The 18,395-nt window shown below is 71.3% G+C and carries 15 protein-coding genes; 10 read left to right on the forward strand and 5 right to left on the reverse strand.

The window, feature by feature from the left end:
- From AC1ROW_RS13890 to AC1ROW_RS13915, 6 genes are read left to right on the forward strand one after another with little or no spacing between them, the layout of a single operon-like run.
- Window positions 1-951 (forward strand): DnaJ C-terminal domain-containing protein, encoded by a 951-nt coding sequence (locus AC1ROW_RS13890; protein WP_493019504.1) that lies wholly within the window; start codon window positions 1-3, stop codon window positions 949-951.
- Window positions 948-1,265: a chaperone modulator CbpM gene (locus AC1ROW_RS13895; RefSeq protein ID WP_493019505.1), complete on the forward strand. Its 318-nt coding sequence runs from the start codon at window positions 948-950 to the stop codon at window positions 1,263-1,265. The genes AC1ROW_RS13890 and AC1ROW_RS13895 overlap by 4 nt, the downstream gene beginning before the upstream one ends.
- On the forward strand, window positions 1,256-3,907 hold the full coding sequence (gene clpB, locus AC1ROW_RS13900) for an ATP-dependent chaperone ClpB (protein ID WP_493019506.1): 2,652 nt from the start codon (window positions 1,256-1,258) through the stop codon (window positions 3,905-3,907). Before AC1ROW_RS13895 ends, clpB begins: the two co-directional genes overlap by 10 nt.
- Entirely contained in the window at window positions 3,904-4,419 is a 516-nt protein-coding gene (gene trxA, locus AC1ROW_RS13905; protein WP_493019507.1) for a thioredoxin, read from the forward strand. The genes clpB and trxA overlap by 4 nt, the downstream gene beginning before the upstream one ends.
- A gap of 28 nt (window positions 4,420-4,447) precedes the next feature.
- On the forward strand, window positions 4,448-4,669 hold the full coding sequence (locus tag AC1ROW_RS13910; RefSeq protein WP_493019508.1) for a UBP-type zinc finger domain-containing protein: 222 nt from the start codon (window positions 4,448-4,450) through the stop codon (window positions 4,667-4,669).
- Window positions 4,669-6,348: an FAD-dependent oxidoreductase gene (locus AC1ROW_RS13915; protein WP_493019509.1), complete on the forward strand. Its 1,680-nt coding sequence runs from the start codon at window positions 4,669-4,671 to the stop codon at window positions 6,346-6,348. The genes AC1ROW_RS13910 and AC1ROW_RS13915 overlap by 1 nt, the downstream gene beginning before the upstream one ends.
- A gap of 72 nt (window positions 6,349-6,420) precedes the next feature.
- On the opposite strand, the gene AC1ROW_RS13920 is transcribed toward AC1ROW_RS13915, so the two are convergent.
- Entirely contained in the window at window positions 6,421-7,026 is a 606-nt protein-coding gene (locus AC1ROW_RS13920) for a DUF1269 domain-containing protein (protein ID WP_493019510.1), read from the reverse strand.
- 182 nt (window positions 7,027-7,208) lie between these two features.
- Here AC1ROW_RS13920 and AC1ROW_RS13925 point away from each other — a divergent pair, with 182 nt between their 5' ends.
- Together AC1ROW_RS13925 and AC1ROW_RS13930 are read left to right on the forward strand one after the other, a co-directional pair.
- Window positions 7,209-7,517 carry a hypothetical protein gene (locus AC1ROW_RS13925; RefSeq protein ID WP_493019511.1) on the forward strand — a complete coding sequence of 103 codons (309 nt, stop codon included), beginning with the start codon at window positions 7,209-7,211 and terminating at the stop codon, window positions 7,515-7,517.
- Between the two features lie 106 nt (window positions 7,518-7,623).
- Complete coding sequence (locus tag AC1ROW_RS13930; RefSeq protein ID WP_493019512.1) at window positions 7,624-8,376, forward strand: PASTA domain-containing protein; 753 nt, start codon at window positions 7,624-7,626, stop codon at window positions 8,374-8,376.
- A gap of 210 nt (window positions 8,377-8,586) precedes the next feature.
- Here the strand turns inward: AC1ROW_RS13930 and AC1ROW_RS13935 are convergent, their stop codons facing one another.
- The 3 genes from AC1ROW_RS13935 to AC1ROW_RS13945 form a co-directional block, all read right to left on the reverse strand.
- Entirely contained in the window at window positions 8,587-8,886 is a 300-nt protein-coding gene (locus AC1ROW_RS13935) for a hypothetical protein (RefSeq protein WP_493019513.1), read from the reverse strand.
- On the reverse strand, window positions 8,879-9,331 hold the full coding sequence (locus AC1ROW_RS13940) for a hypothetical protein (RefSeq protein ID WP_493019514.1): 453 nt from the start codon (window positions 9,329-9,331) through the stop codon (window positions 8,879-8,881). The genes AC1ROW_RS13935 and AC1ROW_RS13940 overlap by 8 nt, the downstream gene beginning before the upstream one ends.
- Window positions 9,332-9,419: 88 nt before the next feature.
- Window positions 9,420-12,551: an HAD-IA family hydrolase gene (locus AC1ROW_RS13945; protein ID WP_493019515.1), complete on the reverse strand. Its 3,132-nt coding sequence runs from the start codon at window positions 12,549-12,551 to the stop codon at window positions 9,420-9,422.
- A gap of 173 nt (window positions 12,552-12,724) precedes the next feature.
- On the opposite strand from AC1ROW_RS13945, the gene AC1ROW_RS13950 reads away from it, so the two are divergent.
- On the forward strand, window positions 12,725-15,376 hold the full coding sequence (locus tag AC1ROW_RS13950; protein WP_493019516.1) for a cation-translocating P-type ATPase: 2,652 nt from the start codon (window positions 12,725-12,727) through the stop codon (window positions 15,374-15,376).
- Here AC1ROW_RS13950 and ftsH read toward each other — a convergent pair.
- On the reverse strand, window positions 15,297-17,237 hold the full coding sequence (ftsH, locus tag AC1ROW_RS13955; RefSeq protein ID WP_493019517.1) for an ATP-dependent zinc metalloprotease FtsH: 1,941 nt from the start codon (window positions 17,235-17,237) through the stop codon (window positions 15,297-15,299). The two genes, AC1ROW_RS13950 and ftsH, sit on opposite strands and share 80 nt — an antisense overlap.
- Window positions 17,238-17,329: 92 nt before the next feature.
- Between ftsH and AC1ROW_RS13960 the strand changes: the two genes are divergently transcribed.
- Window positions 17,330-18,349 (forward strand): 1-phosphofructokinase family hexose kinase, encoded by a 1,020-nt coding sequence (locus AC1ROW_RS13960; RefSeq protein ID WP_493019518.1) that lies wholly within the window; start codon window positions 17,330-17,332, stop codon window positions 18,347-18,349.
- Window positions 18,350-18,395 lie beyond the last annotated feature (46 nt).

The raw sequence follows: 18,395 nt of genomic DNA on the forward strand, positions 1-18,395 counted from the left end.
GTGGCGGACGACTACTACCAGCTGCTGGGAGTCTCGCGCAGCGCCGACGCCAAGGAGATCCAACGTGCCTACCGCAAACTGGCCCGCACGTACCATCCCGACGTCAATAAGCAGGCCGGCGCGGAGGACACGTTCAAGAAGATCAGCGAGGCCTACCACGTGCTGGCCGACCCCGAGTCGCGGGCCCAGTACGACCGGTTCGGACCGGAGTTCCGGCGCTACGTGGAGGCGGAACGCGAGTACGCCTCGCAGGGGGCCGGAGGCGGAGGCGCGGGCGGCGGCGGACGAGCGCGCACGCGCGCCCGGCCGGGACCGTCGGGGTTCAGCTGGTCGAGTGCGCAGGCGGGAGCGGGTCCGGGCGGTGCGTCGGTCGACTGGGACGACCTCTTCGGCGACGTCTTCGGCTCGATGCGCGGGATGGACTCCGAGGCCGAGCTCGAGCTGACGGTCGAGGAGGCCTTCCGCGGCGGTCCGCGGACGGTCGTCCTCGCCGGGCCCGACGGTGACCGTCAGACCTTCGAGCTGCAGATACCGCCCGGCGCACTCGACGGGCAGCGCATCCGCGTCTCCGGGGGAGGACGACCCGGACGGCAGGACGGCGGGGCGGGCGACCTCGTGATCACGCTCCGGGTCAAGCCGGACCGGCGGCTGCGTCTCGACGGCAAGAACATCGAGATGGACCTCCTGATCTCGCCGTGGGAGGCCGCCCTCGGCGCCAGCGTCCGGACGCGCGCACCAGGCGGACCGATCACTGTACGGGTCCCGCCCGGCTCGTCGAGCGGGCGCCGGCTGCGGTTGAAGGGCCAGGGGATGCCCCAGCAGGGAGGAAAGCCGGGCGACCTGTTCGCGAAGGTGAAGATCATGGTCCCTCCGCATCCCACGGCTCGCGAACGCGAGCTCTTCGAGCAGCTGCAGCGCGAGTCCACCTTCGATCCGAGGTCGTCGTCATGAGCTCCCCTCTGCTTCCGGTGATCCCGCCCCGACTCGACCTCGGGATGGTCGCGGTCGCCGCGGCCGTCCATCCCGAGCTGGTCCTCCGGTTCGTCGAGCTCGGCCTCATCCGCGCGCGCGCCGACGCGTCGGGCCGGCTGTGGTTCACCCCCGACGCCCCCGAACAGGTGCGGCGGATCGTGCGGCTGCACGCCGACCTGTCGCTCAACTACGCCGCTGTCGCTCTCGTCATCGACCTGCTCGCCCGGATCGACGTGCTCGAGGCGCAGCGATCGATCATCCGCTCCGGAAGGGAGACTCCGCCATGGAGATGAACAAGCTGACCCAGAAGTCCCAGGAGGCGCTGCAGGAGGCCCAGAGCATCGCGAGCCGGAACGGGCAGACCGAGACCGAGAACGAGCATCTGCTGCTCGCCTTGCTGACACAGGAGGGCGGCCTGATCCCCCGGCTGCTCGAAGCGGCCGGGGTGGACGTGACCGTTCTTCTCACGGAGGTGCAGCAGGCGATCGAACGGAAACCGCGGACCACCGGCCCCGGCGCGACTCCCGGTCAGGTGTTCCTCTCCCGGACGCTCGCGGCCGCCCTCGACCGGGCCGAGCGGGAGGCGACCCGGCTGAAGGACTCGTACGTCTCGGTCGAGCACCTGCTTCTCGCGCTCGCCGACGATCCCAGTGGAGGGGCCGCCGCACGCCTCCTGCAGGGCAACGGGGTGACGCGCGAGAGCTTCCTCCGGGCGCTGACCGCCGTCCGCGGCAATCAGCACGTGAACTCGGCGACCCCCGAGCAGACCTACGAGGCACTGGAGAAGTACGGCCGTGACCTGGTCGCCGATGCCCGGGCTGGGCGCCTCGACCCGGTCATCGGCCGCGACACCGAGATCCGCCGCGTCATCCAGATCCTGTCGCGCAAGTCGAAGAACAACCCGGTCCTGATCGGCGAGCCGGGTGTCGGCAAGACGGCGATCGTGGAGGGACTGGCACAGCGGATCGTCAACACCGACGTTCCCGAAGGGCTCCGCGACAAGACGGTCTTCCAGCTCGATCTCGCGGCGCTCGTCGCCGGCGCCAAGTACCGCGGCGAGTTCGAGGAGCGGATGAAGGCCGTGCTGGCCGAGGTCGTGGCCGCAGAAGGGCGCATCCTGCTGTTCATCGACGAGCTCCACACCCTCGTCGGTGCGGGGGCGACCGAGGGCGCCATGGACGCCGGGAACATGCTGAAGCCCATGCTCGCCCGAGGGGAGCTCCACCTCATCGGCGCGACCACCTTGGACGAGTACCGGCAGCACATCGAGAAGGACGCAGCACTCGAACGGCGCTTCCAGACCGTCCTGGTGGACGAGCCGAGCGTCGAAGACGCGATCTCCATCCTCCGCGGGCTGCGCGAACGCCTCGAGGTCTTCCACGGGGTGCGCATCCAGGACAACGCGCTCGTCGCCGCGGTGACCCTGTCGCATCGCTACATCACCGACCGGTTCCTGCCGGACAAGGCCATCGACCTCGTCGACGAGGCCTGCGCCCGCCTGCGCACGGAGATCGACTCGATGCCGGCCGACCTCGACGAGCTCACCCGGCGCGTGACCCGGCTCGAGATCGAGGAGGCTGCCCTGGAGAAGGAGAAGGACAAGCCGAGCCAGGTGCGGCTGGAGGAGCTGCGGCGCGAACTCGCCGACCTGCGAGGTGAGGCGAACGCGAAGCGTGCCCAGTGGGAGGCGGAGCGTCAGGCCATCCGCAAGGTGCAGGGGCTCCGAAGCGAACTCGAGCAGGTGCGGCGCGAGGCCGAGGACGCCGAGCGCAGGTACGACCTCAATCGTGCGGCCGAGCTGCGCTACGGCAGGCTCGCCGAACTCGAACGACAGCTCGCCGCCGAGGAGCAGCGACTGCAGGAGAAGCAGGGCAGGCAGCGCCTCCTGCGCGAGGTGGTGACCGAGGAGGAGATCGCCGAGATCGTGGCGGCCTGGACGGGGATCCCCGTCGCGCGCCTCCAGGAGGGGGAGCGCGCGAAGGTGCTGAAGCTCGACGAGATCCTGCACGAGCGTGTCGTCGGCCAGGAGGAGGCCGTGCGGCTCGTCACCGACGCGATCATCCGGGCGCGATCAGGTATCCGCGACGCCCGGCGGCCGATCGGCTCCTTCATCTTCCTGGGCCCGACAGGCGTCGGCAAGACGGAGCTCGCGAAGGCCCTGGCCAGTGCGCTCTTCGACAGCGAGTCCGCGATGATCCGGCTCGACATGAGCGAGTACCAGGAGCGCCACACCGTCAGCCGGCTGGTCGGCGCCCCTCCGGGATACGTCGGGTACGACGAGGGCGGTCAACTCACCGAAGCAGTGCGCCGCCGACCGTACTGCGTGGTGCTCTTCGACGAGATCGAGAAGGCGCACCCTGACGTGTTCAACACGTTGCTGCAGGTGCTGGACGACGGGCGGATCACCGACAGCCAGGGCCGCACCGTCGACTTCCGCAACACCATCGTGATCATGACGTCCAACATCGGGGCGGAGCATCTGCTCACCGGCTCCCGGGACAGCGATGGCGCGATCCCGCAGGATGTGAAGGATCTGGTGCTCGCGGAGCTGCGCGGCCGCTTCCGTCCGGAGTTCCTCAACCGGGTGGACGACATCATCGTGTTCGCGCCGCTCGGCCTGGAGCAGATCGAATCGATCGTGGACCTCCTGATGGGCGACCTGGCGCGCCGCCTCGCGGAACGCCAGATCGAGCTCGACGTCACGCCCGAGGCGCGTCGACTGATCGCGGAACGCGGCTATGACCCGCTCTACGGCGCCAGACCGCTGCGCAGATACATCTCGCACGACATCGAGACGCGCCTGGGGAGGGCGCTGCTCTCCGGCGCGGTGCTGGACGGCTCGACCGTGCGCATCGACGTGCGGGACGGCGACATCGTCGTCGACGTGGTCGATGCGCCGACGCCGGCGGACGCGGAAGCGCAGGCGCCGGTATGAGCGCCGTCGACGCGACCAGGGTCATCCGCTGCCCGAACTGCGGGCGCAAGAACCGTGTCCCGGCCGCGGCGAGCGGACGCCCCCGCTGCGCGAACTGCCACAAGCCCCTCCCGTGGATCGCCGACGCGCTGGACGACACGTTCGCGGAGATCGCCGAGCGGGCCGACCTGCCCGTGATCGTCGACATGTGGGCGACCTGGTGCGGCCCCTGCCGGATGGTCAGCCCGGTCCTGGAGGAACTGGCGGCCGAGCGGGCGGGGGAGGTCAAGCTCGTGAAGGTGGATGTCGACCGGGCGCCCCGGCTGTCGTCCCGGTTCACCGTGCAGGCCGTCCCGACCCTGATGATCCTCGACCACGGGGAAGTGATCGCCCGGCAGGCCGGGGCAGCGCCCGTGGCCGTCCTCCGCCGCTGGTTCGACGACGCGATGGTGCAGCAGCGGCGCGCCCGGAAGAGCGCCGGGAAGAGCGCCGGCGACGCCGGGGAAGGAGGGGCGCCCCGTGATCGTCCGTAAGGATCCCCATATCGTCTTCATCCGTCCCGTGACTCCACGCACGCCGGGCGCGTGCGAGGACTGCCTGGCGCTCGGCACGCCGTGGGTGCACCTGCGGCTGTGCCTGACCTGCGGCAAGGTGGGCTGTTGCGACGCCTCGCCCATGAGGCACGCGCGGGCGCACGCGGCGCACGAGGGGCATCCCATCGTCCAATCGCACGAGCCAGGGGAGAGCTGGCGGTGGTGCTACATCGACGAGGACTACGTGTGATGGAAGGCCCCCGCCCGGAGGCGGCGGAGGCTCCGCACGTGGCGGCGGAGACCCCGGACGCGCTCGGAGCGTACCCGCGGCTCACGCCGCCGCAGCTGCAGGCGCTGAGCGAGCACGGCACCACCGAGCCCGTCTCGGAGGGCCAGGTGCTCGCGCGGGCGGGCGAGCCGATCGGCGCGTTCTTCGCGGTGATCGAGGGCCGGGTCGCGGTTGAGGACCCGGGCGCGGACGGACAGGGAGCACGAAGGGAGGTGCACGGTCCCGGTCGTTTCGTCGGCGACATCGGGCTGCTGGAGGGACAGCCGTCGTTCGCCACCGTGACCGCGCTCGAGGCCGGCACGGTGCTCGTCGTGCCGATACCGGCGCTGGAGCGGATCGTCACCAGCGACCCCGGGCTCGGCGACATCATCCTGCGCGCGTATCTCATCCGCCGGTCGCTGGCGATCGGATCGGGTGCAGGGCTCCGCATCGTGGGTTCGCGCTTCTCGCCGGACACCCGCCGGCTGCTGGAACTCGCCGCACGGAATCGGATCCCGCACCGGCTGCTCGACCTGGACGGCGATCGCGCGGCGGAGGTCATTGTCCGCCGGCTGCGCTTGGACGTGTCCGACCTCCCGGTCGTCATCGTCGGGGGTGAGCGGATCCTGCGGAACCCGTCCACGGCGGAGTTCTCGGAGGCGCTCGGCATCGGGAGTGGGCTGCCGCGGCCCACCTGCGACCTGCTGGTCGTCGGCGCTGGGCCGGCGGGTCTCGCCGCGACGGTGTATGCGGCATCCGATGGGCTGTCGGTGGTCCTCGCCGACGCCGTCGCCACCGGCGGGCAGGCCGCCCGGTCCTCCCGGATCGAGAACTATCTCGGTTTCCCGGCGGGGATCTCCGGCGCCGAACTCGCCGAGCGGGCGCGTCTCCAAGCGGTCAAATTCGGAGCCACCGTCTTCGCGCCGGCCGGCGCCGAGACACTCGACGTCGAAGGCGGCGGGCTCACCGTGCGGTTCTCCGACGGGACGACTCTCACGCCGGGCGCCGTCGTCGTCGCGACCGGGATGGAGTACCGCCGCCTGGAGGCCAGGAACCTCGATCGGTTCGAGTACAGCAGTGTCTTCTACGCCGCGACGATCAACGAAGCGCGCGAGTGCGGAACGGACCCGGTCGTGGTGGTGGGCGGCGGGAACTCGGCCGGCCAGGCGGCTCTCTTCCTGGCGGGAACAGCCTCGCGCGTTCACCTGGTCGCACGCGCGGCCGAGCTCGGCCGGGACATGTCACGGTACCTGGTCGTCCAGATCGAGGAGCATCCGCGGATCATGGTGCACACGCGATCGGAAGTGGTGGAGGCGGCCGGCGGCGACCGGCTCGAGTCGGTCACCGTCGAGCATCGTCTCTCAGGCGCACGCGGGGAACTGGCGACGGCGCACCTGTTCGTCTTCATCGGGGCGGTTCCGGCGACGGCATGGCTCGGGCACGACATCGACCGGGACGAGCACGGGTTCCTCCTGACCGGGCCGCGGTCGCCCGACTCCGACTCCCACGTCCAGCCGTTCGAGACCTCCATACCGGGCCTCTTCGCCGTCGGCGATGTGCGCAGCGGGTCGGTCAAACGGATGTCGGCGGCGGTGGGCGAAGGGGCGAGCGTCGTGAAGATGGTGCACGACTATCTCGCCACGGGAGGCTCCCGGCTCTGACGGCGTTCAGCAGGAACGGCACGGTGGAATCCGCGCCGTTCCTCGGGCCAGGGGATCGCCCCGCGCCGCGTCCTACTTGTCCTCAGTAGCAGAGGCCGCGGCGTCCTCAGCCTTGCCCGCGGCTTTGATGTCCGCCGCGGCCGCGTTGTCGATGGCCTTCTCGACGATCCGGTCGGCCTTGTCGAGCGCCTCGCGGATCTTGACTTCGCCGGGGTTGGAGACCAGCGCGATGATGCCGGAGTGGCCGGGCTCGATCGCGTCCTCGAGTTCCTTCGCCAGCTCCTTCCTGTGGTGACGCTCACGCAGCTTGCCGATGAGGCCGCCGCCCGCGCCGACCACCAGGGCGCTGCCGATGATCGAGGGCGGGAACAGCACGCCAAGGACCGCGCCGCCGACCGCGCCCCAGGTGAGGCCCTCGCGGGTGCTGTGGTCGGTGGCCTTCTGAACTTCGAGCTTGCCGTCCGCGTTCCGTCTGACGACGACGACGCCGTCGATCTTGACCGTCGCGCCGTCCTCGGCCTTCTTGAGTGCTTCGTACGCCTCCAATGCGATGTCGGTGTCCGCGAAATCGGCGGCGAGCAGTGTGTACGCGCCGTCGCTGACGGCCGCCGCCGCCACGTCGACGTCCGTGTCATCCGCGCCGGTTCCGCCGGCGGGGGTGGGTGGTGTATCGGTCATGTCGGGTCTCCTTCACGAGCGGGTGACTGCCGTTTCGGGCGAAGTTATAGGAGCGAGTTCTCCGTGCGGCCATCCCGGAATCCAGGCGGTGCGTGCGGGCGGGTGAGACATCGAGCAGCGCAGTCGAACAGACTCGCCAAGGGTGGTACGTGTGGATGGGTCACCGAGCGGAGAGAGGGACCATGACCACCGTCGAGAACGCAGCCGGACGTCTTTCCCGCGTCACACGCCCGTACACGCCCGCGGAGCGTCGGGCGGTCGGCGCGAGGCCGCAGTACCACCGGCAGCGGCTGCTCGACGTGATCGAAGCACCGAAGGACACGACGACGATCCCCCGGCTGCCTGCGGACGTGGAGCACCGGCTGCGTGCGGGCGGAGCCGACCCGTGGCTGCCGGTCATCGCGGAGCGCAACCCCGGTTTCAAGATCGTCGCCGCCCGCTACACGAAAGACGGCGACGCCGCCGTGTACACGCTCGTTCCGGAGGACTGAGCCTGCCGCGCAGGCTCCACCCCTCCCGAACACTGCGAGCGAGGCGTACTGTCTTCGCCGTCGGCCGGCGGTCCGCCCGTCGACGGGAATCGGCAGGGAAGTGAGCATGGCGGGAAGGCACGTCGCGCGGGCCGGCGGGCTCCGCCGTGTGGGCGACTTCATCGTCGAACACCCGTTGCCGGCGGGCGCCGTCGTGACCGCCGCGCTGGTGGCGGCGCTGGCCGTCGCGCCGCTGGGAACGGCGGAACTGACGCCGACGCCCGCCCACACGCTCTCTCCTGCGACGGGTGCGGCTCCCGTCGTCGCTCTGACCGTGCCGAGCGTGATCGGCGTCTCGGAGGCCCGCGCCAGGGAGGCGCTGCAGGCTCGAGGGTTCTCGATGCAGGCCCGCACCGAGTCCGGGGAGCCCGCGACGGGGCGGACCGATGACGTCGTGATCCGGCAGTCCCCTGGCGCCGGATCGCGTGCGGCGAAGGGAGCGACGATCACCGTGACCGTCGCACCGTCAGGACCCGGCGTCTCGACCCCTCCGCCGAACGCGGGCGGCTCGACAGACCCAGGGACCGTCTCGGTGCCGGCCGGGTCGAGCGCGGCGCCCGCGGCAGGGGCAGGCGGAGGAGCCGGCGGGGCCGGAAACGCGGGCGCAGCCGGAGGATCGAGCACGGCCGGCAGTGGTGGCGCGGCGCCTGCCCAGCCGGCACCGGCGCCGGTTCCTGCCCCGCAGCCGCCGGCGGCCCCACCGGCGGCACCCCCGGTCGCGCCGCCGCCGGTGGTCCCCGCGCCGACGCCGCTGCCCTCCGTGCCGCTTCCGCTCTCACCTCTCCGTGTCGTCGGCGGCGTGCTCCGAGGAGTCCTCTAGCCGACTCCGCTCGTCGCAGGAAAAGATGGCTCGCGCCGCCGACCCCCCGGTGGGCGGCGCGAGCCCTGTCACCGACCTGCCATCGTCCGTCCCGCCTCGACCGCGGGTCCGGGGCGTTGTCGGTGACCGCCGATCGGCGTCCAGTGCGGACGGGACCGATCGGCTCGAACGCATCCAGTCTCGCGGGTGCCGAACATCCTGGTCAGGGGCTTAAGTCCCGTTGGGGTGAGCATCATCGGGGTCCAACGCTGTCAGCCACCAGCGTCCCCCGTCCCCGCTGATGACGACGAAGACGTGCGTGTCACCGTCGGCGGTGCTCGCACCCACCTCCCAACCGGTGACCAGAACCGGCAACGGGACGTCGTCGTCGCGGGTGAACTGCACCCGTCCGCGGGGGAGCGGCGGGCCGTCGGGGTAGAACCGGAGGCCGTTCCAGTCGAGCCGGACGGGGAGGCCTTCCTCGAGAACCAGGGTCACCGGATCGTGACGCGCGGTGTCCGTCTCACGCACCTGACCGGCTCCTCTCCGCATGAGCTCCGGCCTCGTAGAGCCGGCTGAGCGCCGCATCCGGCATCGCCAGCATCTCGTCGTTGTCCGCGATGCGGTCGTCGCCGCACCATAATCCGTTGTCGGACAGGACGACCAGCATCCGCTCGAACGGGAGCGCCAGCCAATCACTGTGCGTTTCGACCGTACGGACACTCTCCTCGCCGTACCGCCGCTCCAGCGCTCGCAGAACCCGCCGCTCGACGAGCGTCACATCGCCCAACTGCAGCAACTCCAACGGGCGACCGGCCGCGAGCGCTGCCGCACAATGCCGCATCACGACGGCCGGAGGAACGTTCGGGCCGGCTACGAGGAAGACGGGGTCGGTTCCCGCACCGGCTTCCCGGCGGTGCGCGTCCGGTCGCGGCGCGTTCCGCCGTGCCTGACCGACATGTTTCGCTGTGATCATCGCGTGCCTCCTTCGCGTCCGCCCACACTCTGCTCGCGTGGGGTGCGCCGGAGGGGGCCGTTAGTCCTGCGAGGCTCGGCTGACCCGATCACAGGTCGAAGCTGCGTGACTGCCCGGTGTGCAGGACGTCCCGCCGGCCTTCGACGATCACCTGGATCGGATCGGCCTCGCCGGGCGCCGATTCGAGTCGGATGGAGGTGTGGCTGATCGAGACCGTCAGCCGGTGCGAGCGGTAGATGATGATGAAGGTCAGTGACTCGAGCTCCGCAGGCAGCAGCGGGTGGAACCACAGCGTGTCGGCGCGTGTCTCGAGCCCGGTGTAGCAGCGCATCAGCAAGTCGACCGACCCCGCCATCGCCGCCAGATGGACACCGTAGCGGGTCGTCCCGCCCTGGATGTCGGCCAGGTCGCTGAGGAGGGCGCGTTCGAGGAACTCCCACGACCGGGAGCGGTCGCGCCGGGCTTCCAGCCACGAATGCACGACGTTGGAGAGCGTCGAACCGTACGTCGACGACCGGGAGTAGCGCTCGACCGTCCGCACGATCGTCTCGGCGTCGAGCGCATAGCTCATGTGCGCGAGGAGCTCGCGGAGCTCCTCGGCAGAGAGCAGATAGAGCAGCATGAGCGAATCCGGCTGCTTCGACGCCTGGTACCGATTCACCGTGTCGCCTTGCGCGTCCAGAACGAGGTCCAGCCGCCCCAAGGTCGGATACCGCTCCCGGAACTGTGCGAGGTCCAGCGGGGCCAGCGCGTCGTAGCCGTCGAACTGGGAGAGGGTCCCGTCCGCGTTGAAGACGATGCGCAGGTGCCCGGCGATCCGCGCCCAGCGCTGGAGCTCTTCGGGAGAGACGGCCAATGATCCGGCCCAGGCGGGGTCGGGCAGCGCCGCGACCAGCGCCACGGTGTCCGCTGCGCGACGCAGGACCCAGGCCGTCATGACGTTCGTGTAGACGTTGTCCGTGAGCCCGGCGCCTGGTTCGCCCGGCGGCCCGTCGTGGAACTCGTCGGGGCCCATTACCCCGCGGATCGAGTACCGGCCGGTGTCCTCGTTCCAGATCGCGAGCGAGGCGAAGAACCGGGCGACCTCGACGATGAGGTCCGCGCCTTCCTCGGCGAGGTAGTCGATGTCTCCGGTCGTCTGGTAGAACTGCCACGCACTGTAGGCGATGCCGAGTCCGACGTGTCTCTGCAGGTGCGAGTGATCGGGGATCCATCGACCGGTGAGCGGGTTGAGCAGGCGGTCGGGTGTGACATCCTCCCCGGTGGTCGCGCTCTGCCAGGGGAACATCGCGCCGTCCAGCCCCGCGTCCGCAGCCGCCCGGCGGGCCTGAGGCAGCCGGCGATGCCGGTAGCGGAGCAGGGAGCGGCTCAGCGACGGACGGCGCAGAGTGAGGAGCGGGTAGACGAACAGCTCATCCCAGAAGACATGGCCCCCGTAAGCCTCGCCGTGCAGACCGCGTGCGGGGACTCCTGCGTCGAGGTCCTCGTCGGCGCGGGTGAGCGTCTGCAGCACATGGAACGTGTTGACGTTCACGGCGAGGCTGTGGCCGCCGGCCGGCACGATCGCGACGGCGAACGCCGACCAGAGCCCGTCCCACTCGCGTGCGTGGTCGGCGAGCAGCGCGGAGAAGCGTGGAGCACGTCCTGCCGTGGCGGTCGCTGCGGCGGAGGGGGACCCGGTGGCACGATCTCGCGATGTGCTGACGCCGACGACCTTCTCGACGACGACCGGCTCCCCCTCCTCGAGGTCGAGGGAGAACTCGTGGAAGACCAGTCCCTTCTCCTGTGCGAACGCCGGACGCGACGGGACCGGTTCGCCGGCCCGGTAGACGCGAGTGCGCTGCGCCATCGCGATCTGCACTCGGGAGGAGCGCGTCTCCACCCCGACGAGAACGATGTCGGGGGAGACGGGGCGATGTTCCCTGATCAGGAGATGCCGTCTGCCGCGACGGTTCCGATCCGTGCTCGCCGTGTCGGTGGAAGTGTTGCGGACCTCGGTGTCGATCCCGCTGCGGACGGTCATCGTGCCCGACCAGTTGCGCGCGATGATCGTCGCCTCCACGGCGCCGACGTGCGGGTCGGCCTGCGAGAGGAACCTGCGGAAGCGAACCGTCGTCTCCCGGCCGGCGTCGTCGCGGTACGTGGCGGTCCGCCGAAGGACGCCTTGGCGGACGTCGAGGTCCTGCCAGAAGCCGAGCAGGTCGGCCCGGTCCGCGCTGAACCGCTCGCCGCCCTCGGGCCGCAGGTCGAGGCGCAGCCAGTCGGGGGCGTTCACGATCTCCTCCGCGGGTACGGTCCCGTCGTCCACCGCGTCGTAGACGGTCGCCAGATAGGTGCCGGGACGATTCCGCTCGCCGGCCGTGGCTTCCTCCGCGGAACCCCGGGTCCCCCAGTAACCGTTCGCGACGGTGCAGAGGCTTTCCCTGGTGGTCTCCGCCTCCCGGTCGTAGCCGTCGAAGCGGAGCACCCATTCGTCGGGCGGCCCGCTCCGGCCGACGACTCCGGTCGGTGCGACCTCGAGGGCGTCGAGACCGGACACGACGGTGTCGGCGCCGGAGCGTCGCAGCCCGGCCGCCCGGCGTGGGTCCGCGCCGACGCCGACCGTCAGGATGAAGCCGGCCGCGGCGGCGGCCTCGATGCCGGCCTCGGAGTCCTCGATGAGGAGGGTTCGCGAGGGGGACGCGCCGAGGCGTCGGCAGGCCTCGACGAACAGTGCAGGAGCGGGCTTCGACGGCAGGTCCAGATCCGCGGCGTCCGTCCCGTCCACCAGCGCGTCCAGAAGAGGCTCGATCCCGATGCGCGCCACGATGTCGCGCGCGTTCCTGCTCGCGGTCGCCAGCGCTGTCTTCACCCCCGCGGCCCGCAATGCCTCGAGCAGTTCGCGAGCGCCCGGGAGGAGGGAGACGCCGTTGCGGCGCAACTCCTCGGTGAAGAGCTCCTGCTTGCGAGCGGCCAGCCGGGCGACGAGCTCCTGCGTCACCCCGGCGCTCTGAACGCCGCGCGCCGCGAGCAGTGTCCGGATGCCGTCCTCCCGGCTCCTGCCGTCGACGTAGCGCTCGTAGTCGACCGGCGTGAAGGGGCGTGCGTCGGCGCCGATCCGTCCCAGCTCCGCGTCGAAGAGCAGTGTCCAGGCCCGCAGGTGGGCCTCGCGCGTGTCCGTGACCACGCCGTCCATGTCGAGAACGGCCGCCGACACCGGGAACGGGAGCAGCGGTTCCATCCGTCCTCCGATCGCTCGTCGTCATCGGCACCCGCACCTTAACGCGGTACGGAGCTGCTGGGGGAGGCGAAGGTCCTGTGAGTGCGATCGATCGGACGATGGGCCGAAAGCCCCTGTGGCCGACGGGCCGTCGCTGACTGGATGGATCGCGGTGGTCGGGAAGGAGTGAGCCTGTGCTGCAGGAGGAGCGGCCGACGCGCGAACCGGTCGAACTGCTGCTGAGGGATCTCCGCACCAGCGCCGACGGCTTGGGAAGCAGGGAGGCGGCTCGGCGCCTGGCCGTCCAGGGGCCGAATGTGCTTCCGCGTGCCCGTCGTGCGGGCTGGCCTCGGCAGATCCTGCGTCAGTTCACCCATCCGCTCGCGCTCCTGCTGTGGGTGGCGGCCGTTCTGGCTTATGTGTCCGGCACGCCCGTGCTCACGTGGGCGATCCTCGTGGTCATCGTCATCAACGCGCTGGTGGCGTTCCTTCAGGAGCACCAGGCCGAGAAGGCGGTCGAAGCGCTGTCGCGTTACCTCCCACTCCAGGCCCGCGTCGTGCGGGACGGCTCCGTCACGACCATCCCGGCCACAGAGCTGGTCACCGGCGACGTGCTCGTGATCTCGGAAGGGGACCGCGTCTCGGCCGATGCGAGGTTGCTCCGCGGCAGTGTCGAGGTCGACCTGTCCGCGCTGACCGGGGAGTCGGCCCCCGTGATCAGAGAGGCGGGCGGAGCGGACACGGCCGAGCGGCTGGTCGACGCGCCCGACGCGGTGTTCTCCGGCGCCGAGTGCACGTCCGGGGACGCCAGAGCGGTCGTCTTCGCGACCGGGGCCGCCACGGAGCTCGGCCGGATCGCGGCGCTGTCCCGGCGTGGGGCGCCGGTCGCGAGCCCGCTCGAACGCCAGGTCCGCCGCTCCACATGGCTCATCGCCGCCGTCGCCGTCGGCGTCGGCGCGTTGTTCCTCCCGCTCGGTCTGGTCGCCGGCTTGAGCCTTCCGGACGCCGCCGTGTTCGCCATCGGCCTGCTGGTCGCGAATGTGCCGGAAGGGCTGCTCCCGACGATCACCCTCGCGCTCGCCGTCGGGGTGCGGGTGCTGGCGCGCAAGGGCGCCCTGGTCAAGCAGCTGTCCGCCGTCGAGACGCTCGGGTCGACGACGGTGATCTGCACGGACAAGACGGGGACGCTGACCCAGAACGCGATGCGGGTGAACCGGCTGTGGACGGTGGACGGCGACCACGATCCCGCGGAGCGCGGTGGCGCGCTCACCGCACTGGCCGAGGTGATGGCGGACTGCAACCAGCTCGAGCGCACGTCCGATCCGATGGAGGCGGCGCTGCGCGACGCGGCCTCGGAGGCGGGGATCGACATGGCGCCGCGCGTCACGACGTTCCCGTTCGACCCGGAGCGCAAGCGCATGAGTGTCGTGAGCCGCCGTTCCGGCGCGCTCGTCGTCGCCGTCAAGGGCGCACCGGAGGGGCTGCTTCCGCTCTGCGCGTCGATCGGCGGCGCGGGCGGGGTCGAGCCGATGTCGGAGTCGGCACGCGAGGCGGCGACCGCGGCCGTCGACGGCTTCGCCCGCCGTGGCCTCCGGGTCCTCGCGCTCGCGGCGAAGAGCACGGAAGAGGTGCCGGCGGATGCGGCGTCGGCCGAGTCCGAGCTGTGCCTGCTGGGGCTCGTCGCGCTCCTCGACCCGCCACGTCCCGAGGTCGCCGCGTCGGTCGACGCCTGTCACAGTGCCGGGATCACCATCCACGTCGTGACAGGCGACAACGGCAGGACGGCGACCGAGATCGCCCGGCAGGTGGGGATCGCCGCGGACCGGGTGGTCGCCGGGCCCGACGCCGACGCGCTGTCCGAGCCAGAGCTCGACCGGCTCCTCGCAGAGCCGGGCGAGATCGTCTTCTCCCGGAGCACGCCAGAGGGCAAGCTGCGCATCGCCGAAGCGTTGCAGCACGAGGGCCAGATCGTCGCGATGACAGGGGACGGAGTGAACGACGCGCCTGCATTGCACCGCGCCGACATCGGTGTGGCGATGGGGCGATCGGGCACGGACGTGGCCAGGGAGGCCGCCGCGATGATCCTCACCGACGACAACTTCGCGACCATCGTCACCGCCGTGCGCGAAGGCAGGCGGGCGTACGACAACCTGCGCAAGTTCGTTCTCTACATCTTCGTCCACGCGGTTCCGGAGGTCGTCCCGTTCGTGCTGTTCGCGCTGTCGGGCGGCCTCATCCCGCTCCCGCTGACGGTGCTCCAGATCCTCGCGATCGACCTCGGCACCGAGATCCTCCCCGCGCTCGCGCTGGGCCGCGAGCGCGGGGAGCCCGACCTGATGTCCCGGCGTCCGCGACCGCGATCGGAGCAGCTCATCACGCGGCGGCTGCTGTTCCGGGCCTGGGCGCTCATGGGGAGCATCTCGGCGGTGCTCGCGCTCGCGGTCTACTTCGCCGTCCTCGCTGCGGGCGGCTGGACTCCAGGAGCGCCGGTCGGCCCCGGCGATGCGCTGCATCCGCTCTACCTCCAGGCGACCACGGCCACCTTCGCCACCATCGTCGCCTGCCAGGTCGGCACCGCGTTCGCGGCGCGGACCGAGCGCACCTCGCTGCGCGCCCTCGGCGTCTTCTCCAACCGTCCCCTTCTGGCCGCGATCGGGGCGGAGCTGCTGTTCGCCGCCGCGCTGTGCTATCTGCCGCCGTTGCAGTCGGTGTTCGGCACGGCCGCACTCCCCGGATGGGTCGTCGCCCTGCTGGTGCCGTGCCCCGTCATCGTCTGGGGAGCCGACGAGCTGTCGCGCTGGCTCGCGCGACGCCGGGCAGCTCGCGCCGGGACTCGGCGGGGCTGAGCTGGGCGACCAGCTCGGGGACGCGCACCGGGACGGGCTTCCCGAGGAGCTCGTACACGACCGCTCCGTCGAGCGTCTCGGCGTCGAACAGCCGGGCGACGAGCGTGTCGAGAGCGTCGCGGTTGCGGGAGAGGAGGTCGGTCGCCCTGGCCTCGGCCTCCCGCACGAGCCGCGCGACCTCGGTGTCGACGGCGCGCTGGGTCTCTTCGGAGTACGGGCGGTTCAGCGTCGCGCCGCTCTCGGCGGCGTCCTCGCCCGTCGGGTAGCCGACCGGGCCGAGCGCGGGCGACAGGCCGAAGTCCCGCACGATGCGTGTCGCCAGGGCTGTGGCGGCGGCGAGGTCCGACGCGGCTCCCGTCGAGCCCTCGCCGTACACGATCAGCTCGGCGGCGCGGCCGCCCAGCGCGACGGCGAGACGGTCGAGGAGGGCGCGCTCCCCCTGGAGGTGGTGCTCGGCGAGCGGGAGCTGCTCGGTGGCGCCGAGGGTGTCGCCCGCGGGGAGGATCGTGATCTTGTCGACGGGGTCGGCGTGCTCGCTCAGTGCGGCCACGACGGCGTGGCCGCACTCGTGCACGGCGACCTGCCTCTTCTCCTCGACGAGCAGGACGCTGGAGCTCTCCCGGCGTCCCAGGATCAACCGGTCGCGCGCGGCCGTGAAGTCCGAACCCACGATGCGCTCCCGGCCGGCGCGCACGGCCTCGATCGCCGCTTCATTGGCGAGGTTGGCGAGGTCGGCGCCGGAGAAACCGGGCGTCCCGCGCGCGATCGCCTCCAGGTCGATGGCCGGGTCCAGCGGCTTTCCGTGGCAGTGCACCGCCAGGATCGCGGTGCGCTCGGCGGCGTTCGGGAGCGGGACGGTGATATGGCGGTCGAACCGTCCGGGTCGCAGCAGCGCAGCGTCCAGGACATCCGGACGGTTGGTCGCCGCGAGCACGACAACGCCGGAGGAGGTCTCGAAGCCGTCCATCTCGGCCAGCAACTGGTTGAGCGTCTGCTCGCGCTCGTCGTTCGACGCGTACGAGCTGGCGCTCGAACGTCGTTGCCCGATCGCGTCGATCTCATCGATGAAGAGGATGGCCGGCGCGTTCGCGCGGACCGTCTGGAAGAGGTCGCGCACCCGGGAGGCTCCCACACCGACGAACAGCTCGACGAAGCCGGAGCCGTCGACGGAGAAGAAGTCGACCTGGGCCTCCCCGGCCACGGCGCGGGCGAGAAGGGTCTTGCCGGTGCCGGGAGGTCCGACGAGCAGCACGCCCCGCGGCGCCTCGGCTCCCAGCCTGCGGTAGCGCTCGGGGTTGCGCAGGAAGTCGACGATCTCGGAGACCTCGGCCTTCACCCCGTCGTACCCGGCGACGTCCGCGAAGGTCGTCGTCCTCGCTGACGGCGTGAACAGCTTCGCCGAGGACTTGGTGACGCCGAAGATCCCGCCGGAGGCCCCGGCCCGCCGCGCCATCCTCGCCATGAACCACCACACGAGCACGATCGGCGCCAGGATGAGCAGCCACGTCCCGAGGCTCGACCAGAACGAGCCGGTGCTCGCCGGGACGAACGTCACCGTGACGTCGGCCGACCGGAGCGACGCCAGCACCGGCTGTCCCGCGAGCGGGAGCGGGATCACCGTCTCATACGCATCACCTGAGGTCAGCGTTCCGCTCACGGTGCCGTCGGCGTCGATCGTCGCGGTCGACACCTTGTGCTTCTGCACGTCGGTGACGAAGGCCGTGTAGGTGAGCGTCGTCGTGGGGGCGCCCAGCGCCCCCGGAAGGAACACGGCGACCCCCACACCGATCAGCGCGAAGGCCGACAACAGCCAGAGGACCCAGGAGCGACGGCGGGGCGTCCCGCCGGGAACGGTCGTCATGGGCCGGGGGAGCGGAGGTCGTCGGCTGCCATGGGCTCAGTGAAGCGCGTGCCCGGATAGCGGGGAAGGGTCTTACGGCCCAGGACTTCCGCGTGACCTTCGACCCTGCGTCCGGGGGCCCGGACGGTGAAAGCTCGATCGATATGGACTCCTCCAGCGCCCCGGCCCAGATCCTCACCGTGACGGTGAACCCGGCGCTCGACATCAGCACGTCGACCGCCGAGGTCGTCGCCGAGCACAAACTGCGCTGCAGCACGAGCCGGTTGGCGCCCGGCGGCGGCGGTGTCAACGTGTCACGCGTGGTGCGGCGCCTCGGCGGACGCACGCTGGCCCTGTACACCGCGGGCGGCCCGATCGGGGAGGCGTATCGCCGCCTCGTCGAGGCCGAGCGGGTGCCGAGCGTGGTCATCCCGATCGAGGGGAGCACCCGGGAGAGCTTCACGGTCGACGACACGTCGGACGGAGCGCAGTACCGCTTCGTCCTCGCCGGCCCGCGGCTGAGCGAAGCCGAGTGGAGATCGTGCCTGGACTACATCTCGCAGACCGTCGCGCCCGGCGGCTACCTCGTCGCCAGCGGGAGCCTGCCCCCGGGAGTGCCCGACGACTTCTACGCACGGGTGGTCAGGCTCGCGCGGGACGCCGGCGCCCGCTGCGTGGTCGACTCGACGGGACCCGCCCTCGCGGCGGCGCTCGCCGAAGGGACGTTCCTGGTGACGCCGAGCCGGCGGGAGCTGGAGGCGCACGTCGGGGCGTCGCTGGACAGCGCGCAGAGCAGGGTGGAGGCCGCCTCCGCCCTGATCGCCGACGGGGCGGCCGAGTACGTCGCCCTCACCCTTGGAGCCGAGGGGGCTGTGCTCGCGTCGCGCGACGAGACCTACCGGCTCACTGCTCCGGCCGTCGACGCGGTCAGCAGCGTGGGCGCCGGTGACAGCTTCCTCGCGGGCTTCGTGCTCCGTCTCTCCCAGGGCCGTTCCGTCCGCGACGCCTTCCGCACAGCGGTCGCGGCAGGCACGGCGGCGGTCACGACCCCTGCCTCGGAGCTCTGTCACCGCGAGGAGGTCGAACGGCTCGAGCTCGGGCTCTCGCCCGAGGCGGGCCCAATGGCCCTATAGCCGGGGTGGATCGCGAACGTAGCGTGAGCGGCGGACCGGTCGACGA

This window comes from Leifsonia sp. GW821-FHT13C09 (genome assembly GCF_058806435.1).

What these genes read in the sequence shown, in the direction of transcription:
- ftsH (WP_493019517.1), bottom strand. Translation starts at nt 17,237, where the DNA reads ATGACGACCGTTCCCGGCGGGACGCCCCGCCGTCGCTCCTGGGTCCTC.
- AC1ROW_RS13925 (WP_493019511.1), top strand. Translation starts at nt 7,209, where the DNA reads ATGACCACCGTCGAGAACGCAGCCGGACGTCTTTCCCGCGTCACACGC.
- AC1ROW_RS13915 (WP_493019509.1), top strand. Translation starts at nt 4,669, where the DNA reads ATGGAAGGCCCCCGCCCGGAGGCGGCGGAGGCTCCGCACGTGGCGGCG.
- AC1ROW_RS13945 (WP_493019515.1), bottom strand. Translation starts at nt 12,551, where the DNA reads ATGGAACCGCTGCTCCCGTTCCCGGTGTCGGCGGCCGTTCTCGACATG.
- AC1ROW_RS13920 (WP_493019510.1), bottom strand. Translation starts at nt 7,026, where the DNA reads ATGACCGATACACCACCCACCCCCGCCGGCGGAACCGGCGCGGATGAC.
- AC1ROW_RS13930 (WP_493019512.1), top strand. Translation starts at nt 7,624, where the DNA reads ATGGCGGGAAGGCACGTCGCGCGGGCCGGCGGGCTCCGCCGTGTGGGC.
- clpB (WP_493019506.1), top strand. Translation starts at nt 1,256, where the DNA reads ATGGAGATGAACAAGCTGACCCAGAAGTCCCAGGAGGCGCTGCAGGAG.
- AC1ROW_RS13895 (WP_493019505.1), top strand. Translation starts at nt 948, where the DNA reads ATGAGCTCCCCTCTGCTTCCGGTGATCCCGCCCCGACTCGACCTCGGG.
- AC1ROW_RS13940 (WP_493019514.1), bottom strand. Translation starts at nt 9,331, where the DNA reads ATGATCACAGCGAAACATGTCGGTCAGGCACGGCGGAACGCGCCGCGA.
- trxA (WP_493019507.1), top strand. Translation starts at nt 3,904, where the DNA reads ATGAGCGCCGTCGACGCGACCAGGGTCATCCGCTGCCCGAACTGCGGG.